Origin of the sequence: uncultured Helcococcus sp. (genome assembly GCF_946998255.1) — a bacterium.
Classification (GTDB): domain Bacteria; phylum Bacillota; class Clostridia; order Tissierellales; family Peptoniphilaceae; genus Helcococcus.
In genome coordinates, this window is the sequence record NZ_CAMPYN010000029.1 from 1 (window position 1) to 15,643 (window position 15,643).

17 protein-coding genes are annotated in these 15,643 nt (G+C 30.9%); 2 read left to right on the top strand and 15 right to left on the bottom strand.

Annotated elements, in window-relative coordinates:
• The 7 genes from Q0U66_RS03600 to Q0U66_RS03630 form a co-directional block, all read right to left on the bottom strand.
• Nucleotides 1-638: ABC transporter substrate-binding protein (locus tag Q0U66_RS03600; RefSeq protein ID WP_297377544.1), on the bottom strand; the 638-nt coding region annotated here is incomplete at its 3' end.
• A gap of 18 nt (nt 639-656) precedes the next feature.
• The gene (gene glmM, locus Q0U66_RS03605; protein ID WP_297377546.1) at nt 657-2,000 is read right to left on the bottom strand and encodes a phosphoglucosamine mutase; all 1,344 of its coding nucleotides are present in this window, start codon (nt 1,998-2,000) and stop codon (nt 657-659) included.
• A gap of 64 nt (nt 2,001-2,064) precedes the next feature.
• Nucleotides 2,065-2,871 carry a 16S rRNA (cytidine(1402)-2'-O)-methyltransferase gene (gene rsmI / locus Q0U66_RS03610; RefSeq protein WP_297377548.1) on the bottom strand — a complete coding sequence of 269 codons (807 nt, stop codon included), beginning with the start codon at nt 2,869-2,871 and terminating at the stop codon, nt 2,065-2,067.
• Nucleotides 2,868-3,680, bottom strand: coding sequence for a hypothetical protein (locus tag Q0U66_RS03615; protein ID WP_297377550.1), 813 nt, complete (start codon nt 3,678-3,680; stop codon nt 2,868-2,870). Before Q0U66_RS03615 ends, rsmI begins: the two co-directional genes overlap by 4 nt.
• Nucleotides 3,680-4,006, bottom strand: coding sequence for a cyclic-di-AMP receptor (locus Q0U66_RS03620; RefSeq protein WP_297377552.1), 327 nt, complete (start codon nt 4,004-4,006; stop codon nt 3,680-3,682). The genes Q0U66_RS03615 and Q0U66_RS03620 overlap by 1 nt, the downstream gene beginning before the upstream one ends.
• Nucleotides 4,003-4,623, bottom strand: a complete 621-nt coding sequence (gene tmk / locus Q0U66_RS03625) for a dTMP kinase (protein ID WP_297377554.1) — start codon at nt 4,621-4,623, stop codon at nt 4,003-4,005. Before tmk ends, Q0U66_RS03620 begins: the two co-directional genes overlap by 4 nt.
• 132 nt (nt 4,624-4,755) lie before the next feature.
• Nucleotides 4,756-6,852 carry an N-acetylmuramoyl-L-alanine amidase gene (locus tag Q0U66_RS03630; RefSeq protein ID WP_297377556.1) on the bottom strand — a complete coding sequence of 699 codons (2,097 nt, stop codon included), beginning with the start codon at nt 6,850-6,852 and terminating at the stop codon, nt 4,756-4,758.
• 156 nt (nt 6,853-7,008) lie between these two features.
• Here Q0U66_RS03630 and cbpB point away from each other — a divergent pair, with 156 nt between their 5' ends.
• The gene (gene cbpB / locus Q0U66_RS03635) at nt 7,009-7,458 is read left to right on the top strand and encodes a cyclic-di-AMP-binding protein CbpB (protein ID WP_297377558.1); all 450 of its coding nucleotides are present in this window, start codon (nt 7,009-7,011) and stop codon (nt 7,456-7,458) included.
• A gap of 44 nt (nt 7,459-7,502) precedes the next feature.
• Here the strand turns inward: cbpB and Q0U66_RS03640 are convergent, their stop codons facing one another.
• From Q0U66_RS03640 to rpsF, 8 genes are all read right to left on the bottom strand, one after another.
• Nucleotides 7,503-8,558: an FAD:protein FMN transferase gene (locus Q0U66_RS03640; RefSeq protein WP_297377560.1), complete on the bottom strand. Its 1,056-nt coding sequence runs from the start codon at nt 8,556-8,558 to the stop codon at nt 7,503-7,505.
• A 104-nt stretch (nt 8,559-8,662) separates the two neighbouring features.
• A complete protein-coding gene (locus Q0U66_RS03645; RefSeq protein ID WP_297377562.1) occupies nt 8,663-9,763 on the bottom strand; it encodes a hypothetical protein in 1,101 nt (366 codons plus the stop codon).
• A gap of 105 nt (nt 9,764-9,868) precedes the next feature.
• The gene (gene recR, locus Q0U66_RS03650; protein WP_297377564.1) at nt 9,869-10,471 is read right to left on the bottom strand and encodes a recombination mediator RecR; all 603 of its coding nucleotides are present in this window, start codon (nt 10,469-10,471) and stop codon (nt 9,869-9,871) included.
• An 18-nt stretch (nt 10,472-10,489) separates the two neighbouring features.
• Nucleotides 10,490-10,819 carry a YbaB/EbfC family nucleoid-associated protein gene (locus Q0U66_RS03655; RefSeq protein WP_297377566.1) on the bottom strand — a complete coding sequence of 110 codons (330 nt, stop codon included), beginning with the start codon at nt 10,817-10,819 and terminating at the stop codon, nt 10,490-10,492.
• Between the two features lie 10 nt (nt 10,820-10,829).
• Entirely contained in the window at nt 10,830-12,488 is a 1,659-nt protein-coding gene (dnaX, locus tag Q0U66_RS03660; protein WP_297377567.1) for a DNA polymerase III subunit gamma/tau, read from the bottom strand.
• 85 nt (nt 12,489-12,573) lie between these two features.
• Nucleotides 12,574-12,798 (bottom strand): 30S ribosomal protein S18, encoded by a 225-nt coding sequence (gene rpsR / locus Q0U66_RS03665; RefSeq protein ID WP_297377570.1) that lies wholly within the window; start codon nt 12,796-12,798, stop codon nt 12,574-12,576.
• Between the two features lie 17 nt (nt 12,799-12,815).
• Nucleotides 12,816-13,292: a single-stranded DNA-binding protein gene (ssb, locus tag Q0U66_RS03670; RefSeq protein ID WP_297377572.1), complete on the bottom strand. Its 477-nt coding sequence runs from the start codon at nt 13,290-13,292 to the stop codon at nt 12,816-12,818.
• Nucleotides 13,293-13,314: 22 nt separating this feature from the next.
• Nucleotides 13,315-13,593, bottom strand: a complete 279-nt coding sequence (rpsF, locus tag Q0U66_RS03675) for a 30S ribosomal protein S6 (protein ID WP_103981786.1) — start codon at nt 13,591-13,593, stop codon at nt 13,315-13,317.
• Between the two features lie 278 nt (nt 13,594-13,871).
• On the opposite strand from rpsF, the gene Q0U66_RS03680 reads away from it, so the two are divergent.
• The coding region (locus tag Q0U66_RS03680; protein WP_297377575.1) for an insulinase family protein at nt 13,872-15,643 on the top strand (1,772 nt) is incomplete at its 3' end.

Consider the following 15,643-nt stretch of genomic DNA (forward strand, 5'->3'; position numbering starts at 1 on the left):
AGAATCTCACTTATATCTCCATACTTAAAATCATCATTTTCTATATCTAGTATTGGAAAGGTCAGGGTGTTTATATTAGAAAAGTCGGTTACATTGAAGTGGAATCTAATAAAGTTATCATCAACTACTTCTATAGCTTCTAAAAAACTATCTTGCCCCAATTTATATGGATAATAACCCTTCAAATTATCTACATAAGATGTATAAGTACCACTATATTGCGGGTCAGCAAGTACCTTGTAGGTGTTTTTAACATGGTGAGCCTTTATTTCTTTACCATTTGCAAAGCTTTGATCTTTTTTCAATATCATAGATATAATACTTCCACCATCATCATACCAATATTGGTCTACCAAGTCTGGATTCATCTCATTATCTTCTGCTTGCTTAAATAATGACGTGTTGATTAATCTAGTGAGTAAAGAAATCTTTTCTCCACCATCGCTTAAGGGATTAAGCGGCTTATCAGTTTTCATTGTAGCTATCCTAATTTTTTCTGATCCAACCAAGCTATGAGGGTTTTTTATTAAATCATTAGAATTCGACTTTTTAAATTGCTGGATAGGTAAAAAGTAAAAAACTAAAGAAAACATTAGTAATAAAATTATAATTAAAATGCCAGGATTAATTTTTTTCATTTCACCACCAGTCTTTTTTTAAGCTATATAACCCTTGTCCTTTATCACTTGTACGACTCTATCAGCAAACATGTGACATTCTTCATCTGTTTCAGCTTCAACCATAACTCTAATGATTGGTTCTGTACCTGATACTCTAACTAAGAGTCTTCCCTTATCTTCTATATCTTTTTCAACTTCTTTTATGGCCGCTTGAACATCTTCATCGCCCAATACTACATTTTTATCCTTTACCCTAACATTTTCTAATACTTGTGGGTAGGTTTTTAAGTCTTTAACTAATAATGATAGGGGCATTTTTTGTTTTACCATGATTTCAATCAACTTAAGAGAAGTTAAAATACCATCACCTGTTGTTGCATATTTTGAATAAATTATATGACCTGATTGTTCTCCACCAATGCTATAACCATTTTCTTTTATTTCTTCAGAAACATATTTATCACCGACTTGAGTCATTACATAATCAATACCTAACTCTTCTAGTGATTTAAATAATCCTAGGTTTGACATAACGGTCGTAACTAAAACATTTTTGCTTAATTCATCAATTTGTTTTAAATATTTAGCGAAAACATACATGATAGCATCACCATCAACAATGTTTCCTTTTTCATCTACAGCTAAACATCTATCAGCATCACCATCATAGGCTATACCTATATCATAGTTACCTTCTTTTACTCTTTCGGCTAAAGCTTCAATATGGGTAGAGCCAGCATTTAAGTTGATATTGTAACCATCTGGCTTATTGTTCATCATTTCAACATCTGCACCTAAGATATCAAAAACATTGTTTGATATTTGGTAAGCCGCACCATTTGAGGCATCAACTAGAACTTTTACACCCTTAAAGGATTTACTTACAACTGTTGCAAGATAAGCTATATATCTATTTCTACCAACAACGTGGTCTACAGTCCTACCTATTTCATCTTTAACTGCATACTCAATATAGTCTTCTTCACTATCTATATATTTTTCAAGTTCTTCTAAAACACTGTCTTCAAGCTTGTAACCCTTACTATCTAATAGTTTTATACCATTATCATAGAATGGATTGTGGCTTGCAGAAATCATAATCCCTGCATCAAATTCTTCTGTTCTCGTGATATAAGAAACACTTGGTGTTGTGGTAACATGAAGTAAATAAGCATCCGCACCACTTGATGTAATACCTGCAGCTAAGGCAGACTCAAGCATATAAGATGATCTACGTGTGTCTTTACCTATAACTATTCTTGCTTGTGGATTATCTTTTTTGAAGTAATAGCCCAGAAATCTACCTATTTTAAAGGCATGTTTTACAGTAAGGCCTATATTTGCTTCTCCTCTAAATCCATCTGTTCCAAAATATTTCATTTTTACTCCTTATTTTAGTCTATATATAGACTAACTAATAAATGTATAATAAATATGTATTAGCCTATATTTCTAAAGAAATATCATATAATTTATTTTTATTAATATTTAATTCTTTTTGTAAAATTTTTATTGCTGATTTTTTTGTTAAACCTTCAGATAGTAGCTTTAACATTTTATCTTTAATAAATTCATCATCTACTACTTCAATCTTGTCATATTTATCAATCAACAAAACTATTTCACCCTTGTCTACTATATCCATATCTTTGTAATCTTTGGCTTTAAATATTTTAATATCTTCATATATTTTTGATATTTCTCTTACTACGGCAATATTGTGGTCACTTATATTTTCTGATAAAAACTCTAAAGTTTTAAAAATCCTATGAGGACTTTCGTAGAATATTGTAGTACATGAATCTTTTTTTATTTTTTCAATCAAGTTTTTTCTATCCTTATCCTTACTTGGAAAAAAACCAAAAAACTTAAATTCACTATTATCAAATCCGCTGAGGACTAAGGCAGTAGTAAAGGCACTAGGCCCCGGTAAAACAGTGTATTCTATACTATTTTCTATTAAACTATTTATAAGAATATTTCCAGGGTCTGATATAGCGGGCATACCTGCGTCTGATATTATTGAAATGGTTAACCCATCTAAAGCCTTGCTTATGATCTCATCCAATCGTTCTTTTTCATTAAATTTATGGTAAGAGGAAAGCTTAGCCTTGATGTCATAGGCATCCAATAACTTTTTAGAAGTCCTGGTATCTTCACAATATATTATATCTGAACTTTCTAGAGTTTTAATCGCCCTAAGTGTTATATCTTCCAAGTTACCTATTGGTGTAGATACAAAATAAATCATTTGATACCCTTTCTTTTTTCTGCTTTTTTATTTATTTTTATAATAGTTAAGAATAAGTCTTCAACCGCCAGTTGAAAATTGATTTTTACATCCATAAGCTTCCTGATATTTTCTATCTTCATCAAGATTTCTTCAATTTCGCTAATTAAAAATACGCTCATCCTATTTAATAGATTTTTATATTCTAAATTCTCAATTGAACTAATATCAGAAAATTTTGCATCAATAAAGATTTTACTTAAAAGATTTAAAAACTCACTTTTATTATTTGAAAGTTCCTTCAACAAATTTTTCTCTTTATTTATAAAGTAATACTTGTTTGATAAAGCTTCTTTCAGTAAATGGATGGTATTTTTGCCAAGTTCACTATCCAGGTCAATCCTTGCACTAGCATTTAAACTAATCAATTGACATCTAGAAATAATGGTATTTAATAATTTATACCTATTGTTAGTTAGCAAGATTACAATACTGTAGTCTGGCAAATCTTCTAAGGTTTTAAGCATAGCATTTTGTGCTTCTGTACGCATAAAATGAGCATCTTTTATAACATACAAGTTATATTTCAACTTAGAAGGCTTATTAAAAACCTTTCTATTTAAATCTCTAATTTGTTCTATAGAAATATTTTCATTTTCAGCTTCTATCAATTCAACCAAATTATTTATATCGATATTAGTCTCTTTACTATAAATACTTTTGGCAAATTCTTTATACTGATCTATAACTAGATCCTTTTCACCTTCAAAAATATATGCGTGAAAAATCTTATTCTCAGCTATTTGTTTTTGTAAAATAGGGTCCAACATTACAACTTAATAAATTGGTCTACATCTAAGATAAATATTGTTGCTCCGCCAATTTCAATTTCTACAGGTAAGGAATTGAATAAGGTAGATTGACCTGAAGTATTAATTATTGAAGTTGTAGTCTTCCTTCTTTTACTATTAGCTTCAATAACCTCTAAGCATTTATCTAACTTATCTTCTTCAACCCCTAAAAGCAAGGTTGTGTTACCTTCTTTTAAGAACCCGCCACTTGTAGATAATTTAGTTACTGAAAATTTATTTTCTACTAAATCATCCATTAGCATATTTACATCATTGTCTTGAACAATAGCTAATACTAATTTCATTTTTCCTCCAAAATTTCATCTAATTTTTCTATTACATCATTTACAACTTCATCAACTGTCTTTGAGGCATCAATTACAATAAAACTTTCATCATCTATCAATTGCTTATAGCCTTCATAGACTCTTTCGTGGAAGAGATTAGCTTCTTTTTCTAACCTGTCCGGATCTTCACTAGCCTTTTTTCTATTCAAAACAGTGATTGGATCAACATCTAAAAAGAATGTATAGTCAGGTTTTAAGTTGTCTGTAGCAAAGTCGTTTATAGCCCTTACTTCATCAACTCCAACTTGTCTTGCATAACCTTGATAAGCTAGAGATGATAATACATACCTATCTGAAATAACTAACTTTCCTGCTTCAATATTTGGTTTTACTTTTTCTTCTACAGATTGAGCCCTAGCTGCAGCAAATAATAGAACTTCAGTCCTATCATGCATTTTATGACTGTCTACATTTAATAAAATATCTCTAATCTGTTCACCTATAGATGTACCACCAGGTTCTCTTGTTAATACATAATCTATATTCTTTTGGTCTAAATAGCTTTTTACCCTTTCAAGTACTGTTGACTTCCCTGAACCATCTGAACCTTCGAATACAATAAATTTACCATTCATCATACTCCTCCTTATATTAAATTATATATTTTTTATACATATTTTTCCACTATTCAAGATTATTCTTATATAAAAAATAAAGGAGTATTCGTTTTTGAATACCCCTTTTAATTATTAAATATTTAATTCAAATTACTTTAATCTTAAATTATAGTGTCTTGCAACTACTTGCATGAAGCTTTCTGCTAAAGCTTTTTGGTTTTCAAGATAAACTTTTGAATCTTTGTAGTTTGTATGGAAAACCGTTTCTACTATATATTTTTCATTTGAACCGTTTCCTCTTAAAACACCATAGTAATCTTTTCCACTAGCAGGTTTTGTTCTTGTTATTCTTCCTGAATCGTAGTCTCTATATCTAAGACCTCTATTTGGTGTAGATAATTTATTTGAAATTGTATTTGCTAAATCTTTTCCAAGAGCTTCTGACTTGTTATCTACTGAACCATATACTTCAACACCCCTTGTTGAGCTACTTGACGAAGCATTTGAGTGTACTGATAGATATAAGTCAGAACCATTTCCTGCTTCAGCTCTAGCCTTCAAGCTAGGATCATCATTAATATTTTTTCTAGTAATATGTGTTGTAACATTTTCATATTTACTTGCTGCTTTTTGGATTTCTAAAGCAAATTTATAGTTTTGGTCTCCCTCATTAAACAGCAAACCACCTCTATTGTGAGCGGCACCACCACCATGACCTGGATCTAAAACTAATACAAAATTAGATTTTGTACCATTTTCTGGTTTTACATCTACTGAGTTATCTGATGGTTTTTCTATATCAGATGCTTTTGGTGCTATTGTTGCACTTATCCAACCACCTGGTGTACCTTTTACTTTTGTTAAGTTTACAGCATTTCCTTTAGTATTGAATACATAATATTGTCCAGCTCTCAATACACCTACGCTATTTGTACCTGATAAAGCATTATAAGCATTTCTATATGTAGGTACATCAAATGGTAGGTTAACTACACCATCAACTATTGTTAATGAATTTGTATTTACACTTGGTGAGTCAACTGGTTTAGATGGTTCTGGTTTAGGTTTTGGTTTAGGTTTTGGTGTAGGTTTTGTTTCTACACCTTTAGATTGACCATTTATGTCATTTACGTTCACCCAGGCACCTGGGCTACTCAATGACTTAGAAACATTAACAGCACCCCTTCTTGTACTGAATACATAATAAGTTCCTGCTGCATATGTTTTAACTGAATTTTTTGATGATCTTGCATCTTCAGCATTTAAGTATACATTTGTAGTAGATTTTAAGTTTACCCTATCTCCCTTTGCTAGTGATTGGATATTATTGTTAATTGGTTTATCCTTATTTTCACTAGGAGTAGGTGTAGGTTTTACAGGATTTGATGGTTTTGGTGTTTCAGGTTTTGATGGTTTTTGTGTCTCAGGCTTTGATTGATTTAAAGAATTTAAATTTACCCAAGCACCAGCTTGACCTTTAACTCTTGAAATATTTACAGCACCACTAACCCTATTAAATACATAGTATGTTCCTGCTGCATATGTTTTTACAGCATTTTTTTCATTTCTTGCATCTTGTGCATTCATATATACATTTACTGTCTTAGGTAATGATAGCTTTTCGACAGTATTGCTTGTATTATCAGAATTTTTTGAATCTGATGGGTTTTCTTTAACATCTAGTGTTCTTGCATCTATCCAGCCACCGCTGCTTCCTGCTGACTTAGAAATATTTATTGCATTTCCACTTCTTTTATATATATAATACGTGCCTGCTGGATAGCTTGTTACAGCTGATCTAGCTTCTAGGGCGTTTTTAGCATTTCTGTAAACTTTAACTGCATTCTTTACAGTAACTTTTTCTCCAGAAATACTACCTTGAGCTTTTGTTTCAGCCTTTGCTAAGTCATCGACATTTATCCATGATCCAGCTTGACCTTGCTTTTTAGACAAGTTTATAGCTTTTCCAGATATCTTATAAACATGATATGAACCAGCATTATATTTTGTTTTTGCATCAACTTTTTTCTCTGCATTTTCTGCTGTTACATAACCATCTGCTGTTTTATCTAATCTAACAGTTGAATCTGATGCATTTACAGCATACCCATATTTATTAGCATGTCTTTCTAATTCAGTCCTACTGATATTGGCATAAACGCCAGAAATAGTAGCAAATAACGGCAATACAATTGCTAATAATAAAACAACTACTATTAACTTAATATTTACTTTATTCGTATTCATTCTCCTTCTCCTAATTCTCTATTTATTCGATAGCTAAATTATAACACAAATTGTAATTAAAATGTAACTTTTACAAATATTATATTCTTATTTCTACATTTTATTTTCACTTTAACTTGATATATAATTACTTATATAATCCTTTAGGAGGAATACATGATTGATAAAAAAATTCAAGATTATTATTTAAACAATACATCTAGTATAATGACACCTTATAATAATATATCTATGGTGTTTTACAATAACAGCTTGGCACATGCAATCCTAGTTTTGAAAGAATCAAATTATATGTCCATACCAGTTTTAAATTATGACAAAAAATTCATAGGTTTAATTTCCATTAATAAAATTTACAAGTCCTTAGATCTAGATAATTTTACTATGGAAGTTTTAGAAACAGAAATTGTTGGAGACCATTTAGACACTCACTATGCAACTATCAAAGAAGACTATGAATTTGAAGATGTACTTAAATTGTTGGTGAATTATAATTTCATAAATGTAGTAGATGATAACGGGGTATATAAAGGAATGATTACAAGATCATCAGTTTTGAAATTAACAAATAATTTGCTTCATAACCACCGTGATTTATTATCATAAATGAAAAGAAGCAAAGATTTATTAATCTTCGCTTCTTTTAAAATTTATCTGCTTTTAGCACCCTTTGATGCCATAATTTCATCCATATTATCTGTGTTTTTTTCTATTGTTTCATTAGCCCAAATCAATCCAATATCTTGGTCTTTATAGTTTTCGATTAATTGGTCGTATTCTTCAGGCTTAGCTAAAAAGAATGCTGTAGACAATAAATCTGCTAGTCCTGAGTCTTTTGTAACTACTGTTACTGCCCTATAATTTTGTGTAGGCTCAAGTTCATATGGATTTATTAAGTGGTGGTAATTTTTACCCTTGTAAGTGAAAAATCTTTGATAATCACCACTTGTTACTACAGACTTACTACCTTCGATATATAGAACATCTAAAAATCCTTTTGCTTCTAAGTTCGGATTTTGTAGAGCTACTCCCCAAGTTTCTCTTCCATCTCCTGGTTTTCCTATGGTCCTGACATTTCCACCAGCATTTATAGACCCATTTTCAACACCCTTGTCCTCTAGTTTTTGAGCTATAAGTTCAACTGCATAGCCCTTGGCTACAGCACCTAAGTCAATTTGAGTCTTTGGATCCTTTATATATATTGATGAATCCTCTTCATTTAAAACTATATTATTTATATCTGTATGCTTATCAGCTTCTTCTAAGGCTTCCCTATTTGGCAATGTTCTTTCAGATTCTTCAAGCTCTTTATTTTTTTCTCTTACATCATGCCAGATATCAAGCACAGACCCCATGGCTATATTTGTATAACCCAGACTTTTTTCATAGTTATCAATTGAAAACTTAACAAGATTGAATAAGTCCTTATCAACTACTACAGCTTCTTTTCCAGCCTTTTCATTTACAGTACTTATATTGTTTATACCTTCATATTTTCTATAATTATCATATAGTTTATGAAGCCTTGTAAATTCATCCTTTACAAAATTATAATTTTCTTCATATTCTTTTTCTGTTTTAGTATATTCTAAATAAATTATTTGTGTATCAAAAGTATCATAAAAAGTATTGGTGTGTTTTTCTTTTTTACTTGAACATCCTGTAAAAACAAAAACTAAACTTAAGAATAATAATATTTTTTTCATAGCTACTCCTATCTTTCTGTAACTATAACATTATACTATAAAAAATAAATTACACAAAAAGAAGAGCTCTTTTGAGCTCTTCTGAAAATTTATATTCAATAAAATTATTTTACATTATCAAATGATTTTACTGTTGCTTCTTGTAAGTCTGTAATTGCAATTGTTGTTGTTGCAACTAGGTCTGTACCTTCAGCTGGTGCACCATCTTTTAATTCGATGCTTGAAACTTCATCTTTAGTTTTTCCAACTAAGTGGTTTTCTAGACCTTCAACTTGTTCGAACCATTCACCACCATCTTTGATCTTACCGATCTTAGCTGATGTTTCTTTCATACCATATTCAGCACCAAGTTTTTTCTTTGTTGTACCTTCAGCTTTTAATTCTGAAGAAACTTTGTGGTCTTCACCAAATGGTACTGCGTTTTGTGCTGTATCGATTAGAGAAGCAACTACTTTGCCATCTTTATCTAAAGCTGTAACTGAAATATTTGATTCAAATTGTACATTTGCACCCTTACCATCTTGAGCTGGAGCTGTACCGTGACCTAAAGCTGTTTTAACAGCTAAACCTAGGCTTGTTGCACCCTTAGCATCTTTTGTGTGGTTTGCTGCATCAGCAACTGCTTTTTGGAATGCTCCAATGTCAATTGTTGTTGTAGCTAATAAGTCTGCTTCTGCTGGTACATTTGGATGTGATCCATCTTCTGAAGGTTTTGTTGCAATAGCAACTACTTCATCAATTGTCTTACCAATTATGTAATCTTCGAAGCCTTTAGCTTGTTCAAACCATTCTTTTTCGATGCCTGAAGCTTTTTTCATACCATAGTCATCTTTTAATTCGTGTTTTGTTTTGAATTCTGTTGATTCTGGTGCTACTTCAAAAGTTCCATCTTCTTTAACTTTGAATTTACTTTGAGCAACATCAATATGTGCTTTTACAATTTTACCTTCAGCGTCTAAAGCTAAAGCCGCAATTGTTACATCTTGTTGTGCAGTTGAGTCTTTACTACTTCCTAATGATACGCTTGTACCTAAAGCAATTTTTTCAATTGCTGCACTTGTTTCTGCTTCTTTTACAGTTTCTTTTCCTGTTTCGCCTGCAGTTTCAGTTTTTGTTTCACCCTTAGTTTCTGTTCCCTTATCTGAACATGCAACTAATGAAAACACTAAAACTAAAGCTAATAATAAACTTAATAATCTTTTCATTATTAATCCTCCTAAATATTTTGATTTGTAAAAAACAAATCTTTAACAATACTATGATAACATATAATAGTTCTTTGTCAAGATTTGCATAAGATAGCTATAGGCCTATCCTAGGTCTCTCCTATCTTCTAGAGCCTTACTTAAGGTTAATTCGTCGAAGTATTCTAGATTACCACCTATTGGTATTCCACTTGCTATCCTAGTGATTTTAATATCTTTATTCTTTACCAATTCTCTTATAAAAAGCATAGTTGTTTCACCTTCTAAAGTAGGTGAAATAGCAAAAATCAATTCTTTTATATCGTCATTTTTTATCCTATCAACCAACCTATCTATATCACTTGTATCATTTGATATAGCTGCACCAGGATTTATTAATCCATTTAATACATGGTAGGTCCCATTAAAAGAATTTGATTTTTCAATTGTTATAAGATTGGTAACATCTTCAACTACACATATAGTTGACTTATCCCTGTTATCATCTCTACATATTTGGCATATCTTATCTTCAGTAAAATTACCACAAATTTCACATTTTTTTATCTTATCTTTAACATCTTGGAAGGCTTTTATTATGGATTCAATATTGTTTTTGTCCATATTTACTACATGTAAGGCCATCCTCTGGGCAGATTTTCTTCCCACTGAGGGTAATTTTCTAAGATTTTCAATTAACTCCTCAATGGATTCAGGATATTCCTTCATTATTCCTCTTTCTACTTATTAGAATAGACCAGGCATGCCGCTAGTAAATTTACCCATCTTAGATTCTGTTAGTTCTTCAACTTGCTTGATGGCATCATTCACTGCTGTCAACACCATATCTTCTAGCATTTCTACATCTTCTGGATCTACTGCAGCTTCATCAATTTTAATAGATAAAACTTCTTTTTTACCATTAATTTCAACTTCAACCATTCCCCCACCTGAGGATGCATTTACAGTTGTTGCTTCTATTTCAGCTTGTGCTTTTTGCATGTCTGCTTGCATTTTTTGTACTTGTTTCATCATTTGGCCCATGTTTCCTCCGCCAAATCCACCTCTTCTTGCCATAAAATTCTCCTTATTTTTTATTTATAATATTTATATTTCCGTCAAAAAAATCACTTAAGTTATCTATTTTTTCATCTTTTTCATTTATTACTTCTGGACTTTCTTTGCTTAAAACAATATTTACCTTATATTCTTTACCCATTTCATTGGATAAGTCTCGACCTGCACTTTCAAAGAATATTTTCATTGCTGAAATCATCCTATATTCTTTTTGGTCTACCTGTAAGTCTATTTGGTTTTCTCTTGAATTAATTTTCTTTATCCCCTTTAATAAAGGCTTAGTCTGTGGGTAATTTCCAGACAAGATAGATAAATATCTATCGCCTATAGCAGACGAATCCTCTTCATCTAAAGATTTCTCTACTTGATTGGCATGATTTAAATCTTGATCGTTCTTACTTTCAATAGGAATTTCAGGAATTTTGTCCTCTTTTTCACTAGCATCCAAGAAAGATCCTTCTTCATTCATTTGAATAGATTCGCTTTTTTCATGCTTAGGACTTCTCAAAGTATCCCTATTTTCTGTGCTTCTGTTAGCACTTATAAGTGATCCATTTTCTTCTAAATAGGCTATTCTTTCCTCTAAGTTTTTAACCTTTTCTTCTAAACTTAGTCTAGGCATATAGTCTACCAACCTAACTGAAGCCAGCTTAAATAATAAGTCTGGATTGTCTGATTTTTTCATCATATCTTCATACTCTAAAAGAATATCTAAAGAATTGATGATTTGTTCTAAACTTATATTTTCTACTAATCCATTGAAATCGTAGCTTTTTATATTCAACTTAACATAAATTAAATCTTTAAAAAAGCTAATTACCTCTTTGATAAAGTTATTTGGATTTTTACCCTTGTCTAATTCCTCATCGATTATCCTTAGCAAGGATTCTATATTTTTATTAAATATAGCTTGTGCATAATTTATCTTTACTTGGTCAGAAAATATTCCTAATAGGTCATAAACATCTGATGCTAAAATTTCTTTTTTACCTATTGATAAGACTTGGTCTAAAATCGATAAACCATCTCTCATAGCTCCTGAAGCCGCATTTGCTATGATGTCAACAGCCCTATCTTCTAGTTTGACATACTCTTGGTCTAGAACTAAATTTATCTGCTTGCTTATATCTCTTTCAGAGATAGATTTGAATTCAAATCTTTGTGTTCTAGATAATATGGTATCTGGAATCTTATCAATTTCTGTAGTTGCTAAAATAAATATAAGGTGCTTTGGTGGCTCTTCCATAATTTTCAAAAGAGCATTAAAACCTTCATTAGTAATCATGTGAGCTTCGTCAATTATATATACCTTATATTTCAAATTACTTGGTGGGTATATAACCTGATCTCTTAGTTGCCTGATATCATCTATCCTTCTATTTGAAGCAGCATCCATTTCAACTATATCCATGGTTCTTTCTTCTAAAATAGCTCGGCAGTTTGCACATTCATTGCATGGGTTTCCTTCAATAGGATTTAGACAGTTAACAGCCTTTGAAAAAATCTTTGCTGTAGAAGTCTTCCCTGTACCACGACCACCTGAAAATATATAAGCATGTGATATATTTTTATTTTTAATTTGATTTTTTAATATGTTGACTATGTTATCTTGGCCTAAAACTTGGTCAAAGTCCTTGGGCCTATATTTTCTATACAATGCTTGACTCATATTCACCTCATATTAAATTATAGCATAGTAAAAATACATTTATAAAGAAAAGACGAGGAATAAAAATATCCTCGTCTCTTTTATACTAGTTTACTTGGTATGGTAAAATAGCTATTTGTCTTGCTTTTTTGATTTCTCTAGCAACTTCTCTTTGGTGTTGAGCACATGTACCAGTCACTCTTCTTGGTAAGATTTTACCTCTTTCAGAAATGAATGATTTTAATGTGTTAACATCCTTGTAATCTATTTTTTTGTTTGCATCTTTGCAAAAACTGCAAACTTTTTTTCTTTGTCTAAATCTTCTTGCCATTTAATTCTCCTTCGTAATTAAAATGGAATCCTTTCATCTTCTGTTGGATCAAAATCTGCTGAATACTCAAAATCATCATCAATTGGTGCTTGATAATTGTCTGCTGAAGATGCTTGTGAATTTGAATTGTTGAATGATCCACTATTGTTTGAATCTTTCCAATCAATAATTTCTACACTTTGTGCAACTACTTCAGTAGTATATCTTCTTTCACCATCTTTTTCATATGAACCGGTTTGAATCCTTCCATTTACAAGAAGTCTCAATCCCTTTCCTGAATATTTAGCAACAGTTTCTCCAAGTCTTCCCCATGCTGTAACATTTATAAAATCAGCTGTTGGTTGACCCTTTGATTCCATCTCTTGTCTTTTTTCTCTAGATAAATTTTTATCCACAGCTAGTGAAAATCTTGCCACTGCTGTATTTCCGCCTGTTTGAACGTATCTTAACTCAGGATCTCTTGTTAATCTTCCCATTAATACTACGTTATTCATAAATCCTCCTTATTTTGTAGGATTATTTTTTAACTACTAAATATTTAATGATTGAGTCAGTGATTTGAGCTCTTCTTTCTAACTCTTTAACAAGTGAAGGATTTGCTTCAAAGTTTACTAAAACAAAATCACCTTCTTTTAAATGGTTTATTTCATAAGCTAATTTTCTAACGCCCCAATCGTCTACTTCACCAAGTTTACCATCAGATTCTACTGCATCGTATAATCTTTGTAAAGCAGCTTTCTTTGTTTCGTCTTCTAAATTAGGCTTTAAAATAACTATCATTTCATAATTGTTCATTTAATGCCTCCCTTCGGTTTCACCCCACTGTTTAATGGTGTAGAGATTTACTGAGATAGTATACCAAAGCAAGCAAGAAATATCAAGTTAAAGTTAATATTTAGCATAATCCTATTTTCTATACTATTTAGACAAATACTTATATATTTATTATAACTTAAAATCCTAGATAAAAACTCTCAATATTGTTAACTTTTCTTTATATTTTCTCTTAAATATTATTTATTGTATTTATAAAGATTATCTAATAAAATATATATAATATCATGGAGGTCTTTATGAAAAATTATAAATTAATAGAAGAAAAATATTTAGAAAATGAACAATCTAAAGCCTTAGTTTTAGAACATACTAAAACTAAAGCTAAAGTTTTCATCATGCCAAACGAAGATGACAACAAGGTTTTTGGTATAGGTTTTAGGACTCCACCAAAATCATCAAATGGTGTCTGTCATATTATTGAACACTGTGTATTGAACGGTTCAAAAAAATATAGAACTAGGGAACCTTTTATGGATATGGTGAAGGGATCTTTAAATACATTTTTAAATGCTATGACCTATCCGGATAAAACTATTTATCCAGTAGCTTCTAGAAATGACCAAGACTTTAGAAATCTTACAGATCTTTACCTAGATGCTGTTTTCAATCCAAAAGTTAAAGAAGATGAAAAAATCTTCAAGCAAGAAGGCTGGAGATATCATTTAGAAGATGATAAGTTAAGCTACAAGGGCGTTGTGTATAACGAAATGCGTGGTTCAATGTCTTCATTAGAATCTCAAGTTTATAGAAGTATTTATGAAGAATTACAACCAGACACAATTTATGCCTTCAATTCTGGTGGTGACCCCTATCAAATCCCTAGCCTAAGCTATGGTGAATTTTTAGACTATTACAAGGAATTTTATCACCCAACAAATTCTTATATATTCTTATATGGAAATATGGATTATGAAGAATATCTGGACTATATAGATAGAGACTACCTATCCAATTATGAATATAGGAATGTTCATTCTCACTTAGAAAAACAAGAGTACTTTGGAGAAACAAGATATTCTGTAAACTATTTAAATACCGCAAAAGAAATGAAGCCTAATGAAGCCTTTATTTCCTATACAACCCTACTTGGAAATGCAGAAGATTCAAAAATCAGGATTTTATCTAATTTAGTATCCTCAATTTTAATAAATAATGAATCCTCACCTATTAAACAAAGGCTGATGTCATCAGGTATTTTAGATGTGGTTTTCTCAGCTTCTCAAAATACCAACCAGTGCTCATTTTCACTAGTTGCTAAAAATATTAATCCAGAAAATAGGGATGAATTTGTAAATATTATAGAAGAAGAACTTGAAAAAATAGTTGTAGAAGGTTTAGACAAAGATCTAGTCTTAGCTGAATTAAATAGCTATAAATTTGACTTAAAAGAAAAAGGCGGCTATCCAACCAAGGGTATTGCCTACTTTACAAACGCCTTTGAATCATGGTTGTATGACCAATCACCTATTGATGCTATAGATATAGAAAAAGACTTACAATACATTGAAAACAACCTAGATTTAAACTTAATAGAAAACTTCATCAAGGATAATATTCTAAATTCTAAACACAAGTCCATTGTTAGTCATATACCAAAACAAGGGCTAAATGCACAGAGAGACAAGGAAATAGCAGAATTACTAGAAGAAAAGAAAAACAACTTAAGTCAAGTTGAACTTGAAGATTTAGAAAAGTCTAGAGAAGAAATGGAAGCCTTCCAAAATAGAGAAAATACAGAAGAAGAAAAGGCAACTATTCCAAGACTTGCAAAATCTGATGTAAATACTCATTTACCAAGGATAGATAGGAAGGTAATTTCAAAAGATGCTTATACTATTTTAAGTCATGATTTACCAACATCTGGTGTAGACTATATTGACCTAGTATTTGATATTGGTCATATAAATAGCCCAGAAGAAATTATGTATACAAATCTTTTAACCACCGTTTTAGGCCAAATAGATACTGAAAACTTTACTTATTCCGACTTAAACAAGGTAGTTCACCT